Genomic DNA, 19,410 nt, shown 5'->3' with positions numbered 1-19,410 from the left:
CATCGGGCGGGGAGGCGCTTCTTGCTGAGTGCTTTGGCCGCTGGGCTCGCGCTACTTGTCGAGGCGACGCTCGACCTCCTTGCGCACGCGGGCGTCGAAGATCGCGCCGACAAGGCAACAGACGACGTCGAGCGCGGGGACCACGGGCACGCCTGAGCCGGCGCCCGAGATCACCATGGCCACGACGCCGAAGAGGATGCCGAGGATGCACAGCAGCATATGGCTTCCGAGGCGGCTTGGGCGGTTCGCGCCGTGGATGCCGGTGATGGAGGCGCCGATGGAGAGCGCGCCGAAGAGGATGAACGCGGGCAGGTCGAGGTAGAGGCGCACGGTCTCGCCCCACTCGTGCGACTCCACGGACTGGTCGCCGCCCACCTTGGCGAGGATGGCGAGGACGATGACGCCGACGGCGAGGACGAACTGGATAAGGCTCACGATCTTGAGCACGCGACGGTTGGTGGACATGTGACCTTCTTTCGTGATGCGGGAATTAGGTTGCATTCAGTATAAAGGCTAGTCGAGCAACCCGTCATTTTGTGCAGCACCGGGTGACGGGTTCCCCGTGCTGCACAAAATGACGGGTTTGTCCGCCGGCGACGGCCCGCCTGCACCGGGTGACGGGTTCCCCGTGCTGCACAACGAACCTGTCACCCAGCGCAGGGGCGTATGATGAGCGGGAGAGGGGAGGCGTGCGATGGTTGAGGCGTTCACGTTGGATTCCGATGGGTTTACGTGCTCGCGGGTGTGCGAGGAGCCGGAGGTCTGGCGCGTGAAGCTCGCCATGGCGCGGACCTTCTTGCCGAGCGTGAACGTGCATGTGGTGCTGGACGCAGGTGAGGCGCTTATCGTCGACGCCGGGACCTGCGACGACTTCAACGACACGCGGCTCATGCGCGCCCTGGTGCGCCTTGGCGTAGACCCGGCGCGCGCGACCGTCTTTTGCACGCACTCGCACAACGACCACACGGGCCTCGCGCGCGAGCTCGCCGACACGGGCGCCAGGCTGGTGATGAGCAAGCGTTCGCTGGTGGATCTGCGCACCTTCTCGAGCTACGGGTGCCGCGATTTCTTGGCGGCGCGCCTCGCCGCGGAAGGCTCGGATGCGCAGCTGGCGCGCGAGCTCGTGTGCTCGCAGTGGGAGCGACGAGCGGACTTCACGCTCGACGGCGTGGCGGTGAGCACCGTCGAGCCGGGGGACCACGTGCGGTGCGGGCGCTGGTCGTTCGAGGTCGTCGCGACGCCGGGGCACACCCCCGGTCACTGCGCGCTGGTGCTGCCCGGGCGGCGGATGGCATTTACCGGCGACGCGCTCCTCTTTGCGTGCTCGTCGTTCATTTGTTTCTGGCCGGAGGTAAAAGACTCGCTTGGAGACCAGATGGCGACCCTGCGGCGCTTTGCGGATATGGGGCTTGAGCAGGTGTTTCTTGGCCACGGCGAGCAGGCTGGCGACTACGGTGAGCGTGCGCTCGTAAACCTTGCGCACCACGAGCGGAGAAGCGCCCGCGCGCTCGAGGCGATTCGCCGCGAGCAGGGACGCACGGGGCGCGAGCTTGTGTGCGACCTCGGGTGGCGCGCCATCGGCGCGGGCGGCCTCGACACCGTGTCGCTGAACACGCGCTGGTTTATCTGCGCCGAGAGCTTGGCGCACCTGGACCACCTCGTTGAGCTGGGGCTTATTGAGCGCCGCGCCGATGAACAAGGCGTTAACCGCTACTTCCCGGCGTGACCCGACCCCCGCGCCGCGCCTGCGGAAAGTCTGTCCCAGAACCGCTGCAGAAAGGGGACTGTCCCCAAACGGTAGGCGCCCGGGGCGGCTACAATTAAACATTACGAATAAGCGCGCGGCCCGGCCGCGCTGGCAGAAGGGGTACCCATGGCAATGGACGAGGCGGAGAAGGAGCGCATTCGCCGTGAGTTCGAGGCGTCGCGCAAGCAGGGGGCCCAGGCTCAGCAGCAGGCGGCCGCGGCGAGCGCACCGGCGGCCGAGCCGCTGGCCGACGGCGTGACCATCAAGCATGTCGTCGGCGTCGTGTCCGGCAAGGGCGGCGTCGGAAAGTCGCTGGTCACGGGCATTCTTGCCACCGAGCTCTCGCGCCGCGGCGCCAAGGTCGGCATCCTCGACGCCGACGTGACCGGCCCCTCCATCCCCAAGATGTTCGGCCTCTCGGGCGCCCACGCCTACGCGCAGGACAACCTGCTCGTCCCGCTCGAGTCCGCGGGCGGTATCAAGGTGATGAGCGCGAACCTCGTGCTCGAGAACGAGACCGACCCCGTGCTCTGGCGCGGGCCCGTGGTCGCCGGCGCCATCAAGCAGTTCTGGGGCCAGACCGCCTGGGGCGACCTCGACTTCCTGCTCGTCGACATGCCCCCGGGAACCTCTGACGTGGCGCTCACCGTGTTCCAAAGCCTGCCCGTCGAGGGCGTCGTCATCGTCAGCTCTCCGCAGGACCTCGTGCAGATGGTCGTGGGCAAAGCCGTGAACATGGCCAATATGATGGACGTCCCCGTCATCGGCCTCGTGGAGAACATGGCCTACGTGACCTGCCCGGATTGCGGCAAGAAGATCTACCCCTACGGCCCCTCGCGCCTCGCCGAGACGGCCGCGGCGTTCGACCTCATCGAGCTGGGGCAGCTGGGCATCGACCCGGCGCTGGCCGAGGCGTGCGACAAGGGCGAGTTCGAGTCCGCGCTGCCGGCGGGCACGTTGCCGCAGATGACCGAGACCGTGGTCCAGGTGGCGAAGTTCACCGAGTTCTTGGCGCGCGAGGGCGAATAGCCCGATGGCGAAGAAGGTCTCGAGGGCAAAGCAGCGAGAAGCACTGGCCGCGGCCGCGGCGGCGGTGCAGGTGCCGGAGCGTTGCGACGTCGTCGTCGTGGGCGGCGGCGCGGCGGGGCTTGTGGCCGCGGTGTGCGCCGCGGAAGCGGGCGCGAGCGTCGTCGTGTTCGAGCGTGAGCTCGAGTGCGGGCGCAAGATCTTGGCCACGGGCAACGGCCGCTGCAACTTCGCTCATGAGAACCTTGATGCGGCGCGCTGCAACAACCCGCAGTTCGTGCAGGGTGTTTGCGGCCTGGCCGATGCATGGCTCGCCGACGTGCTCGCGTTTTGGCGCGGGTGCGGCATGGCATGGGTGAGCGATTCGGGCCGGCTCTACCCGATGTCTTTGCAAGCGGCGAGCGTGCGGAACCTGCTGCTCGCGCGGGCGCGCCGAGCGGGCGTCGTGCTGGCGTGCGGGCGCGAGGCGGCGAGCCTGGGAGAGCTGCCGCGCGCCGCCGCGACGGTGATCGCCTGCGGCGGGGGAGCGGAGCTGGTGGGCGGCTTCGGGCTCGAGGCGCGGCCCTTCTCGCCGGTGCTGTGTCCTGTGGCGGCGCGGCCGGTGGATGCCGGCTTTGACCTAGCGGCGGTCGACGGCCGCCGTGCCCGCGCGCATGCGGCGCTTCTGCGCGGCGGCCGCGAGGTCTTTGCCGAGGACGGCGAGGTGCTCTTTCGCTCCTGGGGGCTCTCGGGCATCGTGATGTTCGATTTCTCGCGTCGCGTCGAGGCGGGCGACGTCATCCGGCTGGACCTGACCTGCGGCATGGGCGCCGAGAAGCTCGCGGGCCTGGTGCCGGAAGGCGTGCTCGACCCGCAGGTCGCCCGGGCGCTGGGTAAGGACGCGCTGGCTCGCGCGACTGCTCTCGACTTCCGCGTCGAGGGCCTTGCGGAAACAAATAAAGCGCAGGTCAAGCGTGGTGGGCTTCTTGCCAGCCAGTTCGACCCGGCGACCCTCGGGGCATGCGAGCGCCCTGGCCTCTTCGCGTGCGGAGAGGCGCTCGACGTGGACGCCGATTGCGGCGGCTTCAACCTCGCCTGGGCGTGGAAAAGCGGCATCGTCGCAGGTAGCGCGGCCGCCGAGTATGCTCTCTTGGCAAGAAAGGACAAAAACTGATGCTCGAGGTGTCCAACATCCGCGTGAGGCTCGCGCAGCTCGACGGCCGCGACGCGACGGAGCTCTCTGTGCTCAAGCGCGCCGCCGCCAAGAAGCTGCGCGTGCGCCCGGCCGACGTCGCGCGCATCGAGCGCCGCCGCCGCTCCATCGACGCCCGCAAGAAGAACGACATCATCGTTACCTTCACGCTGTACGTGGAGCTCAAGGGCGGGAAGGACGCCGAGAGCGCGGTCCTCGGCAAGCTCGCCCGCGCCCATGCCGACAAGGGCGTGAAGGTGGCCGAACCCGACGGGTTCACGTTCCCTGGACTCGTTCTTACCCGTCCTGACCTGCGGCCCGTTGTGGTCGGCGCGGGTTGCGCGGGCCTTTTCTGTGCGCTTTCGCTCGCGCGCGCCGGCTTGAGGCCGCTGCTCGTGGAGCGCGGCGACGACGCGACCCGCCGCGGGCAGATCGTGGCCGCCCACAACCAGACGGGCGTGCTCGACGCGCAGTCAAACATCCAGTTCGGCGTCGGCGGCGCGGGCACGTTCTCGGACGGCAAGCTCCAGACGGGCACCAAAAGCCCTGCTCACCGGCTCATTCTGAAGACGTTCGTCGAGGCGGGCGCGCAGCGCCAGATCCTGTGGGACGCAAAGCCCCACGTGGGCTCCGACGTGCTGCCGGGCGTCGTCACGAACATCCTGCGCCAAATCGAGGAGGCCGGCGGCGAGGTCCGCACCCGTTGCCGCATGACCGGCATCGACGTGTCCGACGGCCGCATCGCCGGCGTGACGCTGCTCTCCCAGGATGCGGACGGCGCCGAGCGAGAGGAGCGCGTCGCCGCCTCCGACGTGGTTCTTGCCACCGGGCATTCGGCGCGCGACGTCTTCGAGATGCTGCGCGACCGCGACGTGTCCATGGAGCGAAAGACCTTCGCCATGGGCGTGCGCATCGAGCATCTGCAGGCCAATGTGGACCGCGCGCTCTACGGTCCCGGCGCCGGCAACCCCGCGCTCGGAGCCGCGCCGTACAAGTTTTCCGAGCACCTGCCGAGCGGCCGCTCCGCCTTCAGTTTCTGCATGTGCCCGGGCGGGTTCGTGGTCTCGGCGGCCTCTGAGCCGGGCGGCGTGGTGACCAACGGCATGAGCTATTCCGACCGCGCGGGCGCCAACGCCAACTCGGGCCTTCTTGCCAACGTGTTCCCCGACGACCTTCCGGGCGACGACGTGCTCGCCGGCATCGAGCTGCAGCGTCGTTGCGAGCGGGCGGCCTTTGCCGCGGGTGGCGGCGACTTCGTGGCGCCGGCCCAGCTCGTGGGCGATTTTCTTCGCGAGCAGGCCAGCACGGCGGGCGGCGCGGTCGCGCCGACCTACCCGCGCGGCGTGGCCTGGGGCAGCGTTGACGGGTGCCTGCCGCCCTACATCACCCAGACGCTGCGCGACGCCATCCCGCGCATGGCGTACAAGCTGCACGGATTCGATGCCGACGACGCGGTGCTCACGGGCGTGGAGACGCGTTCCAGCTCGCCTGTGCGCGTGACCCGCAGCGACGACGGCCAGAGCGTGAACGTGCGGGGCCTTTGGCCCGTCGGCGAGGGCGCAGGCTACGCCGGCGGAATCATGTCCGCGGCGACCGACGGCCTTCTTGCCGCCCAGAAGCTCATCGACTCGCTCGGCGACCGCGCCTAACCGCCTCAACCCGCGGAATCCGCGGGGTTGGAGGGGCGTTTCCGGTGGCGTTTGCCGCCTCGTGTGCCGCATTGCCGCACAAACTTCAGCATTTGTGTGCCTTAATCGGCATCCGCGGAGTAGACAACGTCTATTCGCTTCCGTTCCTGCAGGAAAACAGCGTCTCTAAGGGCATGCCTACTCACCCCATTCTCCGCAAGACACTCAAATGCGTGAGTTTGTGAGGCAAGTGACGCGTACGGGGCCGAGGGTATGCTTTGGTCGCCATGGGTGACGGTCATTGGTGGCAGGTCCCCGTCGCCACATGCCCGGCTCGCCATTGGTGACAGGCGCGGGCCGTACATCGTCCCGGGTCCCGGGTCGCCGGCCTCATGGCGCGCGGCCTCCCTCGCTGCGCCCACGCGCATGCCGCCCGAGCCAGTCACCACTGGCAGGCCTCCGCCGCCTGCACGCACCAACTTGCGCGCTTTCTCTGCGGCGCGGCTCTGCTCGGGGACCCGAAGTCCAACCGAACATGTTGGTTGCCCCCGATCTTGCCCGCAAGCTCGCGGGCTGTTTCTTAAAGCGAAAACATGCCGGAAAAGCTGCGATTTCGTCAGCTGCCTGAGTGTGAGCTGCTAGACTATCTACCCAGTTGAATAAAACGAGGGCACGGTTCGAACAGCTGCTACGCCTAGTAGAGAAAAAGGATTCCGGTTCAACTCCGGATCAGTTGAATGACTGTGTTCAAGGCTCGCCCGCGCGCGGCGGCGCATCTGCGCGTCTCGCGGGGCAATGGCGGGGGCGCACCCCGCCGATCCTACCTGCCCTCCTTGAGTCCCGGAAGGGGAGAGGAGCGCAGGGTTCATGAAATCAAATAAACCGCTGGCAGAGCGCTTGCTCGCACTGCTGCTGGCCGGCGTCACCGCGTTCTCGTCGGTGCCTACCGCGGCGCTCGCGGAGGCTGTCGAGGCGCTTAACGAGACGGCGCCCGTAGAGGCCGCAGCCGACGTCGACCCCGCCGAGGGGGAGCAGGGCGCCGAGACGACCGCCAATGCCGAGAAGACCGAGGTGGCCGCCGAGGCTGCGCAGCCCGAGGTTCTCGAGTCCGCCGAGCCCGAGGCCGCCGAGCTCGAGACCACCGAGGCCCCGCAGGCCACCGCCCCCGTCTCCGCCGCCGATGCCGAGAAGGCCGCCGAGGGTTCCGACGAGCCTGCGGCCCTGTCCGTTGCCGATGAGTCCGTCGCCGTGGCGCCTGTCGCCACCGAGGGCGAAAATGATCTTCAGGTCGTCTCCAGCGACTCCATGGTTTCCGTGAGCTTCCAGCTGATCGGCATCACCGCTGATGGCGCTGACGAGGCCTGGATCACCAAGACCTACCAGGTGGAGAGGGGCTCCAACGCAGCCGACCTGATTGAGACCGCGCTGACCGATGCCGGCCTTACGCACACGTCCACCTATGACACCACGTATGGCTACTATCTGAGCGACATTACTTTCAAGGACGGCCGCAAGCTGGAATATGACGCGGTTACCGGCAAGTACTGGCAGCTCTTCGTCGACGGCGAGGCCTCGCAGGTCGGCGCCAGCTCCGTGTCGCTTTCTGCCGGCACTTCCGTTCTTTTGTACTACTCGTCGTATGACGTCGTCACTCAGAGCGCCTCCGTGAGCATCGTTGGCCCCGACGCCAGCGGCGGCGAGTCCCGTTGGGTCTCGAGCGCCAACTACGAGTTCGTTGACGGCGCCACCGCCGCCGACGCCATCGAGCAGGTCCTGGACGGCGCCGGCCTTGAGCACGAGGCCTCCGGCAAGGGCGCGGCCAGCTACTACCTCTCCAGCATCACCCGCGACGGCGTGACCTATGGCTGGGATGCCACCACGGGCAAGTTCTGGCAGCTCTTTTTGAACGGAAAGTGCTCCGAGGTGGGCGCCGGCGGGGTCACGCTCGCTGCTGGCGACCGCATCCAGCTCGTCTACTCCGCATGGGGCGACACGGCCGTGGCCAAGGCCTCCGTCGAGGTGATCGGCCTTGACTTCTACAACATGGCCGAGAGCTGGGGCTCGCTTTTCGAGTACTCCTTCCAGCGCGGCGAGGCCACGGTGGCTGACGCGTCCGAGGCCCTCTTTGCCAGTGCCGGCATCACCGCCGACTACGGCCAGAGTACCTGGGGCTGGAGCCTGAACTCCATCACCCACGACGGCATCACCTACGCGTACGACCAGACTACTGGCCAGTACTGGCAGCTCTTCATCAACGGCGAGGCCTCCAGCACGATGGCCGACGGCTACACCCTGCAGCCGGGCGACAGAATCGTCTGGGCGTACAGCTGCTACGGCGACGAGGTCCCCGAGCCCGGCGCCAAGAACGCCGTCGCCTCCATCGAGCTCATCGGCCTGGATGAGAACGGAAACGCCGCCCGCTGGGGAGCCCTGTCCGGATGGAAGTTCGAGGCCGGCGCGACCGCGGCCGAGCTTACCGAGGCGTTCTTCAAGAGCACCCCCGTCGCCGCGAGCTACGGCGACGGGGGCTACGGCTGGAGCCTCAACTCCGTGACCTCGCCGTTTGACGCCTCGATGACCCTCGGCACCGCGCAGGATGCGAGCGGCAACTGGCTTTACTGGCAGCTCTTCGTTAACGGCGTGTCCGCGGCGTCCATGGCCGACGGCATCACCCTCAAGGACGGCGACAGTGTCCAGTGGGTCTATTGCTCCTACGGCGATGACCCCGCCTCCGGCGTGATTGTCGATCCCGGCGCCGCCGCTCCCGACTGGGACAGCGATTGGTCGGGCTACACCTCGGCCGATAAGGTGACCGACGCCGCCACGCCGACCAAGGACGCCGAGGCCAAGTGGGTCGCCGAGGTCAAGAAGTCGAGCGACTGGACTACCTACGTCTCCGATCCCGTGCTCGCGGGCGATTATCTCTACATCGCCGCCGGCAGCGCGCTCTACAAGAAGAGCGTCGAGACAGGCGAGACCGTCGAGGGCGGAACCGCGGCTCTTGCCGAGAAGATCGACTCGACCTCGCGCATCGCCTACGCCGACGGCCTGATCATCGTGCCGCTTTCGTCCGGACGCCTCCAGGCGCTCACGGCCGATACCCTGGCCACTAAGTGGGTCACCCCGGCCGTCGCCGCCGGCACCATGGGCGCGCAACAGTCCCTCTCGTCGCTCACCGTACGCGACGGTTACGCCTACTTCGGCACCTCCGACGCCGATTGGTCGGGTACCTACGGCGGCTACCTGCAGTGCGTTCGCCTCTCGGACGGACACGTCATGTGGAGCCGCGCCAACGAGAACAGTGCCGGCTACTACTGGACGGGTGTGGCCTTCGCGGGCGGCTACGGCGTGGTGGCCGACGATTCCGGCACGGTCAGCGTGCTGGACCCGGCGACGGGCGACGTCGTCTCGACGCTCAAGGTGGCCGACCGCGTGCGCGCGACCACGCTCGTCGACGGCTCTGACATCTACGTGGTGAGCAATGACGGCGTGCTCCATAAGCTCACGCTCGGCTCGGAAGGCAAGCTTTCCGAGGTCGCCAGCACGCGGTTCGGTTACAGCTCCACCTCCACGCCCGTGCTCGCGGGCGGCAAGATCATCGTCGGCGGCTCCTCGACCGAGTTCTTCAAGGGCGGCTACCAGGGCAACTACGAGTACCACTACGGCCAGATCGCCGTTATCGACGCGGCGACCATGACCGTTGAGAAGACCGTCGACAAGGCCGACGGCAGCTACATCCGTCAGTACGGCTACGATGCGGGCGGCGACGTGAAGTCCCAGCCGGTCGTGAGCGTCCAGGACGGCGAGACCTACGTGTACTTCACTTCCAACAACGAGCCCGGCTGCATCTATCGCTATTGCTTGGGCGACGATGAGGCCGAGGTTCTCTACACGCCCGAGGCCGAAGGCCAGCAGTACTGCATGGCGTCCATCGCCGTGGGCTCCGACGGCGCGCTCTACTACACCAACGACTCCGGCAAGCTCTTTGCCGTCAAGGGCAACGGCAAGAGGGCCCAGCGCTACATCGTGTCGTTCGACCTCAACGGCGGCACGGGCGAGACCCCGGCGCCGCAGAAGGTCAAGGAGGGCTCGACGGCGACCAAGCCCGCCGATCCTGTGCGCGCCGGCTACAGGTTCTGCGGCTGGTACGCCGATACCGCGTGCACGAAGGCCTGGGATTTCGCCTCCGGCGTGACCTGCGACATGACGCTGACGGCCAAGTGGGAGGCCAAGGGCGGCGCCACGCCGGGCGGCGGCGCTGGCGGTACGGATTCCGGTGCCGGTGCCGGCTCGGACAGCGGCGGCGCTGACAGCACGGCCGGCTCGATCTTCCTTACCGGCAACGGATCGGCCAACGGATCGGCCAAGGGCTCCGGGAGCTCCTCGGCGACGCTTGCGGGCGCACTCAAGTCGAGCTCCGCGACGACGGTCGAGTCCTCCGCCACCGCAGCGGAGACGTTCGAGGGGTTGCTCGTCGGCTTCGCCTCTGGCGAGATGAGCTCGACGGCTTCCGACGACGCGGGCTCCTCGGCATCCGGGGCTGCCACGGCTGAGGCCGCCCAGCCCGCCGCCCCGCGCGGTGTTCCCATCTGGCCCTTCATCGGCATGGGCGCCGGTGCGGTCGCGCTTGTCGCCGTTGTGGCCACGAAGCGCAAGATGGAGGACGAGCAGTAATGGCAGATTTTAACGAGCCGCAGGTCAATGAGCCGGCAACCGCCAAAGCCCCCATCTGGCGTCCCATCGTCGGCGCCGTGGCCGCCGTGGCCGTGGCGTTTTGCGGCTGGTCGGCCTGGCAATACACGCAGGGCAACGATCCGCTCGCGTTTCTTGGCAGCTCGGCGTTCCAGACGGTCGCCGAGACCGATGACGGGGCGCCGCAGATAACCACCGCCTCGGACGCGGCCGCGACGACGACCACGATCACGGTCACCGCCGACGACGTCTGCGCGGCTGCTGCGACCCTCTCCTTCGATGGCGCGGACGTCTCGGTCGCGTCCGACCGCGTCGTCGCCGTCATCTCCGATGGCGGCATCTGGATCGAGCAGGCCACGACCGACGGCGCGGCCGCGATGGTCGAGGCCACCGCCCGCCGCGCCGCGGCGCTCGCGACGTGGGCAAACGGGCAGGGCGTCGGCTTCAAGCAGGTTACGTGGATCTCCGAGGACGCCAACGGGGCCGTGCGCATGGTCGTGCGCTTCGCCTGCGAGGGCGCGCCGGCCTCTGGCGACACCGCGGCGCTTCTTTCCAGCGCTTCCGGGTATGCCATCAGCGGCAACGCCTTCGCTGAGCTGGGCTCCGTTGCCTTTGCGCAAACGGGCGGCGAGGCACCGTCGCTTCCCGACGCGGCCGAGGTCCCCGTCATCGCGAGCAAGACCGCGGACGGAGAGGTCCTCACCGAGACCAAGGCGACGAACCGCGTCGTCGACGAGAACGGCGATGAGGTCTCGTCCAAGTCCTCGGTGTCGGGCGACGACGGCAACGTCACGGGCGACGAGGGCAACAGCTTAAGTGCCGACGATTCCGGTGCCGTGTCCGCGGACGCGGCGTCCGCGCAGCAGGCCGACACGGTTACCGTGACCATCACCGTCGACGGCTCCGCGGCGGGCGCCGGCAGCAGCTCGGCCACGCTCACGCTTGAGCCGGGCGCGACCGTCTACGACGCGCTGGCCAGCGCCGGCGTCGACTACAACGCCAAATCGACCGGCTACGGCATGTACGTGAGCTCCATCGCAGGCCTCGCCGAGAAGGACCACGGCAGCATGAGCGGCTGGATGTACTCCGTCAACGGCGTCACCGCCGGCGTCTCCTGCTCGAGCTACGTCCTTTCGGATGGCGACTCCATCTACTGGTGGTACGCCAACGTGGAATACTAGCCGCCGCTCCTCGATTTGAGGGTTTTGCGTCGCCGTGTTTGACGCCGGAACGCAAAACCCTCAAAAGCAGGAATAGATTCTCCTGAATTTAAGGGTTTTGCGTCCCGCGGCCTAATTGGAGGGCGCAAAACCCCTCATTTGAGGAGGCGGCATCGCCGACCACGTCCGCGGAGGCCCCAAAACGCCAGTAAAATGACCCCTGCGCCACACAAAGACAGGCCCTGCCATGGAAACCGGAGCCGCGGTTTGAGACGTATCGCACACATACCGTTTGACGCGTGCCACGTGTCGGTGCCCGCGGCCCTGTTCGCGGGCATCCTGATGCTCACGATGTTCTGCGTGCAGCCGGTGCTGGTGACAATCTCGCTCGTAGGGGCGCTCACGTTCTCGGCGCTCGTGCGCGGCGCGCGAGCGACGGCGCGGGGGCTTGCCTGGCAGTTGCCGATGCTCGCGCTCGTGTGCGTGGCGAATCCGCTCTTCTCGGCGTCGGGGTCCACGCTGCTTCTGCGCCTGGGGCCCGTGGCCGTCTACCTCGAGAGCTTTGCATACGGCGCCGTGATGGGGGCGCTCATGGTCGCCGTGGTCGTGTGGTTCGAGGACGCGTCGGCAGTGCTCACGCAGGACCGGTTGCTCGGCCTCGGGCAAGGCCGCGCGGCGTCCATCTCGCTCGTCATTTCCATGGCTGCGCAGCTCATGCCCCAGATGCTGCGGCGAGGCCGCGGGGTCGAGGCGTCGCTTGCGGCCTGCAGCGCGGCCGGCCCGCGGCCCGGCCTTCGCGAGCGGCTCACGCGCGAGTCGGGCCAGCTCATGGGCTGGGCGCTCGAGGACTCGCTCGAGCGCGCCGACGCGATGCGGGCGCGCGGCTGGGAGTCGGGCGCGCGCCGCACGAGTTACCGGCCGGATGCGCTGCGGGAGTCCGACGCAGCGGCGCTCTGCGGCATTGCGCTCGCGCTCGCGGCGTGTGCGTTTCTTGCCTGGGCGGCATGCTCGCAGTGGCGGTTCTATCCCACGATGCCTTCGCTTATAGCCTGGTGGGGATACGTGCCCTACGCTGCGCTTATGTTTGTGCCGACGGTCGCTGCGGCGGCCGAGCGGCTTCGCTGGAGGAGACTTTGATGGGCGCGGTACTCGAATTCGACAACGTGAGCTTCGCGTATGCGGCAAGCGGCGCGGGCGGCGAGAAGGCCGCCTCTGGCCTTGCCGCGGCGCCGGCGCCCCGCATCCTCGACGGCGCGTCGCTCGCCGTGCCCGAAGGCGCGTTTGCCCTGCTCACCGGCGCAACCGGTTCCGGCAAGTCCACGTTGTTGCGCCTCGCCAAGCCCGAGCTCGCCCCGGCGGGGGAGCGCGCGGGCCAGATTCGCGTGCTTGGCCGCGACGCCTCGGACCTCTCTCCCGTCGAGTCCGCCCGCGCCGTCGGCTACGTCTTCCAGAGCCCCGACGCGCAGATCGTCTGCGACACCGTGTGGCACGAGATGGCTTTCGGCCTCGAGAACCTCGGCGTTCCCGAGCCCGAGATGCGCCGCCGCGTGGCCGAGACCTGCAATTTCTTCGGCATGGAGCCGTGGTTCCGCGCACAGACGGCCGAGCTTTCCGGCGGCCAGCGCCAGATGCTCGCCCTCGCCGCCACGCTCGCCATGCGGCCGCGCGTGCTGCTGCTCGACGAGCCCACAAGCATGCTCGACCCCATCGCCGAGAAGGAGTTCCTCGGCCTGCTTTTCCGCGCGAACCGCGAGCTCGGCATCACCGTCGTCGTGGCCACGCACGCGCCCGCCCCCATGTGCGCCTATGCCACCTGCGCCTTCCGCCTCGAGGCCGGCGCTGTCCGCGAGGTCGCGACCGGCCCCCTCGCCGCCCCGCGACCCCTCGCCGTGGACAAAGGGACAGTTCCCTTGTCCGCTTCCGCCGCCGTCGAAGCGCGCGAGCTGTGGTTTCGCCACGGACGCGACTGCGATTGGGTGCTTCGCGGGCTTGACCTGCGGCTCGTTTGTGGAGAGGTGCGCGCGCTCGCGGGCGGCAACGGCTGCGGGAAGTCGACGCTGCTCTCGCTTTTGGCCGGCGTGGCCAGGCCGCAGAAGGGCCGCGTGAAAAACGCCCTCGCTGCGTCGCAGGCGCTGCTCCCGCAGTCGCCCAAGGCGATTCTTGCCTGTCAAACGGTGCGCGACGAGCTTTTCGAGTGGGGGAGAGGCGCCGGTTACGGGGACGCCGAGGTCGACGCCGCGCTGGCTGAGCTCGGCCTCGCCGATGCCGCCGCTCGACACCCCTACGATCTTTCCGGCGGCCAGCAACAGATGCTCGCGCTGCAGAAGCTGCTGCTCTGCCGGCCGCGGCTCCTTTTGCTCGACGAACCGACGAAGGGCCTGGACGACGATGCGCGCGCCTGGGTCGCCCGCGCCATCCTGCGAGCTCGCGACGCCGGCGCGACGGTGCTTCTCACCACGCACGACATGGCCTTCGTCGAGGCCGTGGCCGACCGTGTGAGCCTTATGTTCGACGGTCAGCTCACCTGCACCCAGCCCGCGGCGGAGTTCTTCGCCGACTCGTGGCTCTACCGGCCCTAAGGTGCGTCGATGAGCAATAAACCCCTCGTAAAACCCCTTGTTCCGCGCATTTTGTCGGCCCTTGAGGTGCCGGCGCTCCTTGCGGTGCCCGTCGTGATGGTGGCCACGGCCGCCGCGGGCCTCGACGCCACGGCCGGCCTCACGCTGCTCGTGGCCCTGCTCGCCGTGGGGCTCCTCTTCGCGAGCTTCGAGGCGTCGCGCCCGCCGCTGCGCCAGCTCATGCCCACTGCGGTGCTCGGGGCGACGGCTGCCGCGGGCCGCGTCCTCTTCGCGCCGATTCCCGACGTCAAACCCGTCTCGGCTATCGCGATCGTGGCCGGTGCGGCGCTGGGTCGCCGCTCTGGCTTCGTCGTCGGCTCCGTTGCCGCCCTCGTCTCGAACTTCTTCTTTGGCCAAGGGTCATGGACGCCCTGGCAGATGTATGCGTGGGGGCTTGTCGGCTACCTCGGCGGCGTCCTCGCCGACCACGGAGCGCTGCACCGCCGCGGCGTCCTTTACGCGTGGGGGTTTGTCTCGGCGTTGATGTACGGCGCCATCCTCAACGGCTATTACGTGCTCGGATTCGTGCGCCCGGTGACCTGGCCGGCCATCGTCGCGGCTTATGCGGCCGGGGCACCCCTCGATGTGGTCCACGGCGTGGCCACCGCGGCCTTCCTCGCCGCAATATGGAAGCCCTGGGGGCGCGCCATCCGCCGCGTCGTTGCCAAATACGACCTTTCGACCCGCTGAGGGCCGTCACGCGCGATCGTTTCGGTGCCCTTCGCCGACGCAAAAACATTTCGCGCGACTTTTCCGGGACTAAATGCGAAAACCCAGAGTATCCCTTATACGAGCAATTCATCTACCTGCGGCTTTGCAACCAATCGAGCCCCGTCTACTCGCCGAATCCAAATTTAGTCCCGGAAAAGTCGCCCGAGTTTAACGAGCATCCCGATTTCGGGCGATCGTCCCTTTGCGGACAGAGGGGGCGGCCCCGCCGCTACTCCTCAGGCGGCTTGCCCACGCTCTCGCGCTGCACAATCTCGGGCAAAACGGCGATGCGCACCACCTCGTCGCCGGTCTTGCCCTGGATGTGATCCACGAGCCTGCGCACCGCGAGCGCGCCCATGCTGGCCTTGGGCACGCGCATCGTGGTCAGCGGCGGGTTGCATGAGGCGGACGCCACCCCGTCGTCGAACCCCATCACCGAGATGTCCTCCGGCACGCGATACCCGTGGTCCTGCAGCGCGCGCATGCAGCTCATGGCGATAACGTCGTTGTCCGCATAGAACGCTGTGGGCAAGTACGGGTCGTTGTCCAAATACGCGCTCATGTCCGAGTACGCGCTCTCGAGCGTCGGCCCCACGCCCACGATGGCGTGCACGGAGTTGACGTCGGGGTCGATGCTGCGCGCCGCCGAGAGGTAGCCCTCGCGCCGCTCCAGGAAGTTGCGGATCTCGGTCGAGCTGTGCAGGTAGCCGATCTCGCGGTGCCCGATGTTGGCCAGGTAACGCACGGCCGACCATGCCCCGCGCGTGTTGTCGATAACGACGCTGTCCAGTCGCTTGGTGGGAAACCAGTTGTCAAGAAGCACGATGGGCACCCCGAGTCGCTCGAACTGCGCCACGTCGCCCGCGCGCATCTCGGTGGCCAGCAAGATGATGCCCGCGCACTTGACGGACTTGAGCGCCGCGAGCTGCTCTTCGCGGTCCTGCTGCGCGTAGAAGTACGAGACCGAGAGCCGGTGGTAGCCCTGCGCGTACGTCGCGTCCGAGACGCCCTTGATCAGGCTCTCGAAGAACGACGTGTCGGCGAGCACCCGCCCGTGCGACTTGTACACGATGAGCAGAAGCGTGCTCGTCTTGCGCGGCGTGTCGGGCACCGAGTACTCGAACCCCAGCTCGCGCGCCACAGAGAACACCCGCTCGCGGGTATCGTTGCCCACGCCGGGCTTGTTGCGGAACACCAGCGACACGGTCGCCGGGCTCACGCCAGCCGCCTTCGCCACGTCTCGCGCAGTCACTTTTGACATCCTGGCACCTCTCCAATCCGCGAATTTCCGACTAGTTTAGTACTAAAGATTTAGTAATCCACCCTCAGCCCGTCGAGCGGTATCTTTGGCTCTATCATGCGGAATTAGCAGGTAAAGCGCTATTTGCCAGAGGGTGTCGCCGGCAAGAGGACCAGCTAACCGGTTTAGTTGGCCACATCGGCCGGCGGCATAAAACAAGAGAGAGGGGTTCTAATGGATAACATCAAGCTCGGGTACGTGCCGACGCGCCGAAGCATCTTCAGCGCCCCGGACGCCATCAAGTACCGCGGCCTCACGGCCGATCGCCTGCGTGAGCTGGGCGTGGACTTCGTCGACATTGACGACATCAACGACGAGGGCCTGCTCTTCGACGACTCCCACATCGAACCCATCGTCAAGAAGTTCCGCGAGGCCGGCGTCGACGGCATCATGCTCTGCCACGCGAACTTCGGCACCGAGTACCTCTGCGCTCGCCTCGCCAAGGAGATGGGCCTGCCCGTCCTGCTCTGGGGCCCGCGCGACGAGCGCCCTGCGCCCGACGGCTCCCGCCTGCGCGACTCGCAGTGCGGCCTCTTTGCCACTGGCAAGGTCCTGCGCCGCTTCCAGGTGCCCTTCACCTACATGACCAACTGCCGCCTGACCGACCCCGAGTTCGAGCGCGGCGTCTGGGACTTCCTGGCCGTGTGCAACGTCGTCAAGACCTTCAAGCACACCCGCATCCTGCAGATGGCCACCCGTCCCTTCGACTTCTGGTCCACCATGTGCAACGAGGGCGAGCTGCTCGAGAAGTTCAACATCCAGCTTTCGCCCATCCCGATGACCGAGCTCGTCCAGGCCGTCCGCGCCGCCCAGGCCGATAAGGACGCCATGGACAAGATGCTCGCCCACATCAACGAGTCCTTCGAAATCTGCATCCCCGAGGACAAGGTCCCCGAGGTCGCGGGCCTGGCCATTGCCATGAAGAACCTCATCGACAAGTATGGCTGCAACGCCGGCGCTATCCAGTGCTGGAACGCGCTGCAAGACGAGCTCGGCATCATGCCCTGCGCCGCCAACGCCATCCTTAACGAGATGGGCATCCCCGTGGTCTGCGAGACCGACATCCACGGCGCCATCACCGCCCTTATGGTCGAGGCCGCCGACCTCGGCCGTCACCGCGGCATGTTCGCCGACTGGACCGTCCGCCACCCGGACAACGAGAACGGCGAGCTGCTCCAGCACTGCGGCCCGTGGCCCTGCTCGGTCGCCTGCTGCAAGCCCAAGCTCACCTACCCGCTGGCCTTCGACCACCCCGGCGCGCTGACCGCCGAGGCCAAGCACGGCGACCTCACCCTGGCCCGCTTCGACGGCGACAACGGCGAGTACTCGCTGCTCCTCGGCAACGCGAAGGGCATCGACGGCCCGGCCGGCATGGGCACCTACCTGTGGGTCGAGGTCGAGAACCTCAAGCGCCTCGAGGCCAAGATCGTCGAGGGCCCCTACATCCACCACTGCGTCGCCATCCACGCCGACGTCGTGCCGGTCCTCTACGAGGCCTGCAAGTACATCGGCGTCAAGCCCGACCTTTACGACCCCATCGAGGAGGACGTCAAGGCCTACCTGAGAGGAGAGAACTAATGGCTAGTATCCAGGAGCTCGAGCATCTTCGCTGGCGCTTGCGCCGCGACTGCGTCGACATCATCATGGCCGGCGCCGGCGGCCACATCGGCGGCGACATGTCCGTCATCGATGCCCTCATGGTGCTCTACAAGAACCACCTGAACATCACCCCCGCGACCGTCGACGACCCCGACCGCGACCGCTTCGTGCTGTCCAAGGGCCACGCCATGGAGGCCTACTACGCGGTCCTGTGCGAGGGGGGCTACCTCGACCTCGCCGATGTCAAGGCGCGCTTCTCCAAGTTCGGCAGCCCCTACATCGGTCACCCGAACAACAAGCTCCCGGGCATCGAGATGAACTCCGGCTCCCTTGGCCACGGCCTGCCCGTCGCCGTGGGCATGGCGCTTGCCGCCAAGATGGACGGCCGCGACTACCGCAGCTACGTCTTCATGGGCGACGGCGAGCTCGCCGAGGGCTCCGTCTGGGAGGGCGCCATGTCCGGCGGCAACTACCAGCTCGACAACCTCTGCGCCCTCGTTGACCGCAACCGCCTGCAGATCTCCGGCACCACCGAGGAGGTCATGAAGCAGGACTCCCAAGAGGAGCGCTGGGCCGCCTTCGGCTGGAACGTGCTCTCCATCCCCGGCAACGACCTCGCCGCGCTCGACTCCGCCTTTACCCTGGCCGCCCAGACCAAGGGCAAGCCGACGGTGATCATCGCCAACACCACTAAGGGCTACGGCTCCCCTGTCATGGAGAACAAGGCCTCTTGGCACCACCACCTCCCCAACGACGAGGAGTACAAGCAGATCATCGCCGACTTCACCGCCCGAGAGGGGGCCCTCAATGCCTAACAAGATCGCCAACCGCAAGGCCATCTGCGACGTGCTGCTCGAGCACGCGGCCACCGACAAGGACATCGTCGTTTTGTGCTCCGACTCGCGCGGCTCGGCCTCGCTCGCTCCCTTCTTCGAGCAGTTCCCCGAGCAGTCCGTCGAGGTCGGCATCGCCGAGCAGGACCTCGTCTCCATCGCGGCCGGCCTCGCCTCCTGCGGCAAGAAGGCCTTCGCCGCGAGCCCGGCGTCCTTCGTCTCGACCCGCTCCTACGAGCAGGCCAAGGTCGACTGCGCCTACTCCAACACCAACGTCACCCTCATCGGCATCTCGGGCGGCGTCTCTTACGGCGCCCTGGGCATGAGCCACCACTCCGCGCAGGACATCGCCGCCATGGCCTCCATCCCCAACATGCGCGTCTACCTGCCGAGCGACCGCTTCCAGACCGCCAAGCTCATCGAGGCGCTGCTGGAGGACGAGAAGCCCGCCTACGTCCGCGTGGGCCGCAACCCCGTCGAGGACGTCTACGACGAGAACAACTGCCCGTTCGAGATGGACAAGGCCACCGTCCTTTGCAAGGGCACCGACGTGGCCCTCATCGCTTGCGGCGAGATGGTCAAGCCCGCTTACGACGCGGCCGCCCTCCTCGAGCAGCAGGGCATCTCGACCACCGTGCTCGACATGTACTGCGTGAAGCCCCTCGACACCCTGGCCGTGGTCAACGCCGCGCAAGGTGCCAAGGTCGTCCTCACCGTCGAGGAGCACTCGCCCTTCGGCGGCCTCGGCTCCATGGTCGCGCAGGTCGTCGGCGAGAACTGCCCGCGCCCGGTCAAGTGCCTCTCGCTGCCCGACGCCCCTGTGATCACCGGCACCTCGCCGGAGGTCTTTGCCCACTACAGCCTCGACGCCCGCGGCATCGCCGACACGGCCCGCGGCTTCTTCGAGAAGACCAAGGCCTAAGCC

14 protein-coding genes are annotated in these 19,410 nt (G+C 67.7%); 12 read left to right on the top strand and 2 right to left on the bottom strand.

Annotation, left to right across the window (positions count from 1 at the left end; genetic code table 11):
* Positions 1 to 51: 51 nt before the first annotated feature.
* The gene (locus tag U5709_RS04180; protein ID WP_321972862.1) at positions 52 to 465 is read right to left on the bottom strand and encodes a hypothetical protein; all 414 of its coding nucleotides are present in this window, start codon (positions 463 to 465) and stop codon (positions 52 to 54) included.
* Between the two features lie 229 nt (positions 466 to 694).
* Here U5709_RS04180 and U5709_RS04175 point away from each other — a divergent pair, with 229 nt between their 5' ends.
* The 9 genes from U5709_RS04175 to U5709_RS04135 all read left to right on the top strand — a co-directional run bounded on the left by U5709_RS04175 (position 695) and on the right by U5709_RS04135 (position 14,732).
* A complete protein-coding gene (locus tag U5709_RS04175; RefSeq protein ID WP_321972861.1) occupies positions 695 to 1,726 on the top strand; it encodes an MBL fold metallo-hydrolase in 1,032 nt (343 codons plus the stop codon).
* Between the two features lie 147 nt (positions 1,727 to 1,873).
* Positions 1,874 to 2,776: an Mrp/NBP35 family ATP-binding protein gene (locus U5709_RS04170; protein WP_321972860.1), complete on the top strand. Its 903-nt coding sequence runs from the start codon at positions 1,874 to 1,876 to the stop codon at positions 2,774 to 2,776.
* 4 nt (positions 2,777 to 2,780) lie between these two features.
* A complete protein-coding gene (locus tag U5709_RS04165) occupies positions 2,781 to 3,926 on the top strand; it encodes an NAD(P)/FAD-dependent oxidoreductase (protein ID WP_321972859.1) in 1,146 nt (381 codons plus the stop codon).
* Positions 3,926 to 5,593: an NAD(P)/FAD-dependent oxidoreductase gene (locus tag U5709_RS04160; protein ID WP_321972858.1), complete on the top strand. Its 1,668-nt coding sequence runs from the start codon at positions 3,926 to 3,928 to the stop codon at positions 5,591 to 5,593. Before U5709_RS04165 ends, U5709_RS04160 begins: the two co-directional genes overlap by 1 nt.
* 846 nt (positions 5,594 to 6,439) lie before the next feature.
* Positions 6,440 to 10,246 (top strand): DUF4430 domain-containing protein, encoded by a 3,807-nt coding sequence (locus U5709_RS04155; RefSeq protein WP_321972857.1) that lies wholly within the window; start codon positions 6,440 to 6,442, stop codon positions 10,244 to 10,246.
* Entirely contained in the window at positions 10,246 to 11,445 is a 1,200-nt protein-coding gene (locus tag U5709_RS04150) for a DUF4430 domain-containing protein (RefSeq protein WP_321972856.1), read from the top strand. The genes U5709_RS04155 and U5709_RS04150 overlap by 1 nt, the downstream gene beginning before the upstream one ends.
* A gap of 246 nt (positions 11,446 to 11,691) precedes the next feature.
* On the top strand, positions 11,692 to 12,561 hold the full coding sequence (locus tag U5709_RS04145; protein WP_321970504.1) for an energy-coupling factor transporter transmembrane component T: 870 nt from the start codon (positions 11,692 to 11,694) through the stop codon (positions 12,559 to 12,561).
* Positions 12,561 to 14,003: an ABC transporter ATP-binding protein gene (locus U5709_RS04140; RefSeq protein WP_321972855.1), complete on the top strand. Its 1,443-nt coding sequence runs from the start codon at positions 12,561 to 12,563 to the stop codon at positions 14,001 to 14,003. The genes U5709_RS04145 and U5709_RS04140 overlap by 1 nt, the downstream gene beginning before the upstream one ends.
* A 9-nt stretch (positions 14,004 to 14,012) precedes the next feature.
* Positions 14,013 to 14,732 (top strand): ECF transporter S component, encoded by a 720-nt coding sequence (locus U5709_RS04135; RefSeq protein WP_321970502.1) that lies wholly within the window; start codon positions 14,013 to 14,015, stop codon positions 14,730 to 14,732.
* 250 nt (positions 14,733 to 14,982) lie between these two features.
* On the opposite strand, the gene U5709_RS04130 is transcribed toward U5709_RS04135, so the two are convergent.
* The gene (locus U5709_RS04130) at positions 14,983 to 16,014 is read right to left on the bottom strand and encodes a LacI family DNA-binding transcriptional regulator (RefSeq protein WP_321970501.1); all 1,032 of its coding nucleotides are present in this window, start codon (positions 16,012 to 16,014) and stop codon (positions 14,983 to 14,985) included.
* A 213-nt stretch (positions 16,015 to 16,227) separates the two neighbouring features.
* Between U5709_RS04130 and U5709_RS04125 the strand changes: the two genes are divergently transcribed.
* Genes U5709_RS04125 through U5709_RS04115 form a run of 3 tightly spaced genes read left to right on the top strand, consistent with a single transcriptional unit; the run spans position 16,228 to position 19,407 of the window.
* Positions 16,228 to 17,631 carry an L-fucose/L-arabinose isomerase family protein gene (locus U5709_RS04125; protein ID WP_321970500.1) on the top strand — a complete coding sequence of 468 codons (1,404 nt, stop codon included), beginning with the start codon at positions 16,228 to 16,230 and terminating at the stop codon, positions 17,629 to 17,631.
* The gene (locus tag U5709_RS04120) at positions 17,631 to 18,467 is read left to right on the top strand and encodes a transketolase (protein WP_321970499.1); all 837 of its coding nucleotides are present in this window, start codon (positions 17,631 to 17,633) and stop codon (positions 18,465 to 18,467) included. The genes U5709_RS04125 and U5709_RS04120 overlap by 1 nt, the downstream gene beginning before the upstream one ends.
* Complete coding sequence (locus U5709_RS04115) at positions 18,460 to 19,407, top strand: transketolase family protein (protein ID WP_321970498.1); 948 nt, start codon at positions 18,460 to 18,462, stop codon at positions 19,405 to 19,407. Before U5709_RS04120 ends, U5709_RS04115 begins: the two co-directional genes overlap by 8 nt.
* The last annotated feature ends 3 nt before the right edge of the window (positions 19,408 to 19,410 follow it).

Origin of the sequence: Paratractidigestivibacter sp. (assembly GCF_963660155.1) — a bacterium.
Lineage (GTDB): Bacteria > Actinomycetota > Coriobacteriia > Coriobacteriales > Atopobiaceae > Paratractidigestivibacter.
This window is presented reverse-complemented; position numbering and strand designations above follow the sequence as displayed.

Excerpts from the sequence above, each read along its gene's own strand:
- U5709_RS04180 (WP_321972862.1), bottom strand. The coding sequence starts at position 465 with ATGTCCACCAACCGTCGCGTGCTCAAGATCGTGAGCCTTATCCAGTTC.
- U5709_RS04175 (WP_321972861.1), top strand. The coding sequence starts at position 695 with ATGGTTGAGGCGTTCACGTTGGATTCCGATGGGTTTACGTGCTCGCGG.
- U5709_RS04170 (WP_321972860.1), top strand. The coding sequence starts at position 1,874 with ATGGCAATGGACGAGGCGGAGAAGGAGCGCATTCGCCGTGAGTTCGAG.
- U5709_RS04165 (WP_321972859.1), top strand. The coding sequence starts at position 2,781 with ATGGCGAAGAAGGTCTCGAGGGCAAAGCAGCGAGAAGCACTGGCCGCG.
- U5709_RS04160 (WP_321972858.1), top strand. The coding sequence starts at position 3,926 with ATGCTCGAGGTGTCCAACATCCGCGTGAGGCTCGCGCAGCTCGACGGC.
- U5709_RS04155 (WP_321972857.1), top strand. The coding sequence starts at position 6,440 with ATGAAATCAAATAAACCGCTGGCAGAGCGCTTGCTCGCACTGCTGCTG.
- U5709_RS04150 (WP_321972856.1), top strand. The coding sequence starts at position 10,246 with ATGGCAGATTTTAACGAGCCGCAGGTCAATGAGCCGGCAACCGCCAAA.
- U5709_RS04140 (WP_321972855.1), top strand. The coding sequence starts at position 12,561 with ATGGGCGCGGTACTCGAATTCGACAACGTGAGCTTCGCGTATGCGGCA.
- U5709_RS04135 (WP_321970502.1), top strand. The coding sequence starts at position 14,013 with ATGAGCAATAAACCCCTCGTAAAACCCCTTGTTCCGCGCATTTTGTCG.
- U5709_RS04130 (WP_321970501.1), bottom strand. The coding sequence starts at position 16,014 with ATGTCAAAAGTGACTGCGCGAGACGTGGCGAAGGCGGCTGGCGTGAGC.
- U5709_RS04125 (WP_321970500.1), top strand. The coding sequence starts at position 16,228 with ATGGATAACATCAAGCTCGGGTACGTGCCGACGCGCCGAAGCATCTTC.
- U5709_RS04120 (WP_321970499.1), top strand. The coding sequence starts at position 17,631 with ATGGCTAGTATCCAGGAGCTCGAGCATCTTCGCTGGCGCTTGCGCCGC.
- U5709_RS04115 (WP_321970498.1), top strand. The coding sequence starts at position 18,460 with ATGCCTAACAAGATCGCCAACCGCAAGGCCATCTGCGACGTGCTGCTC.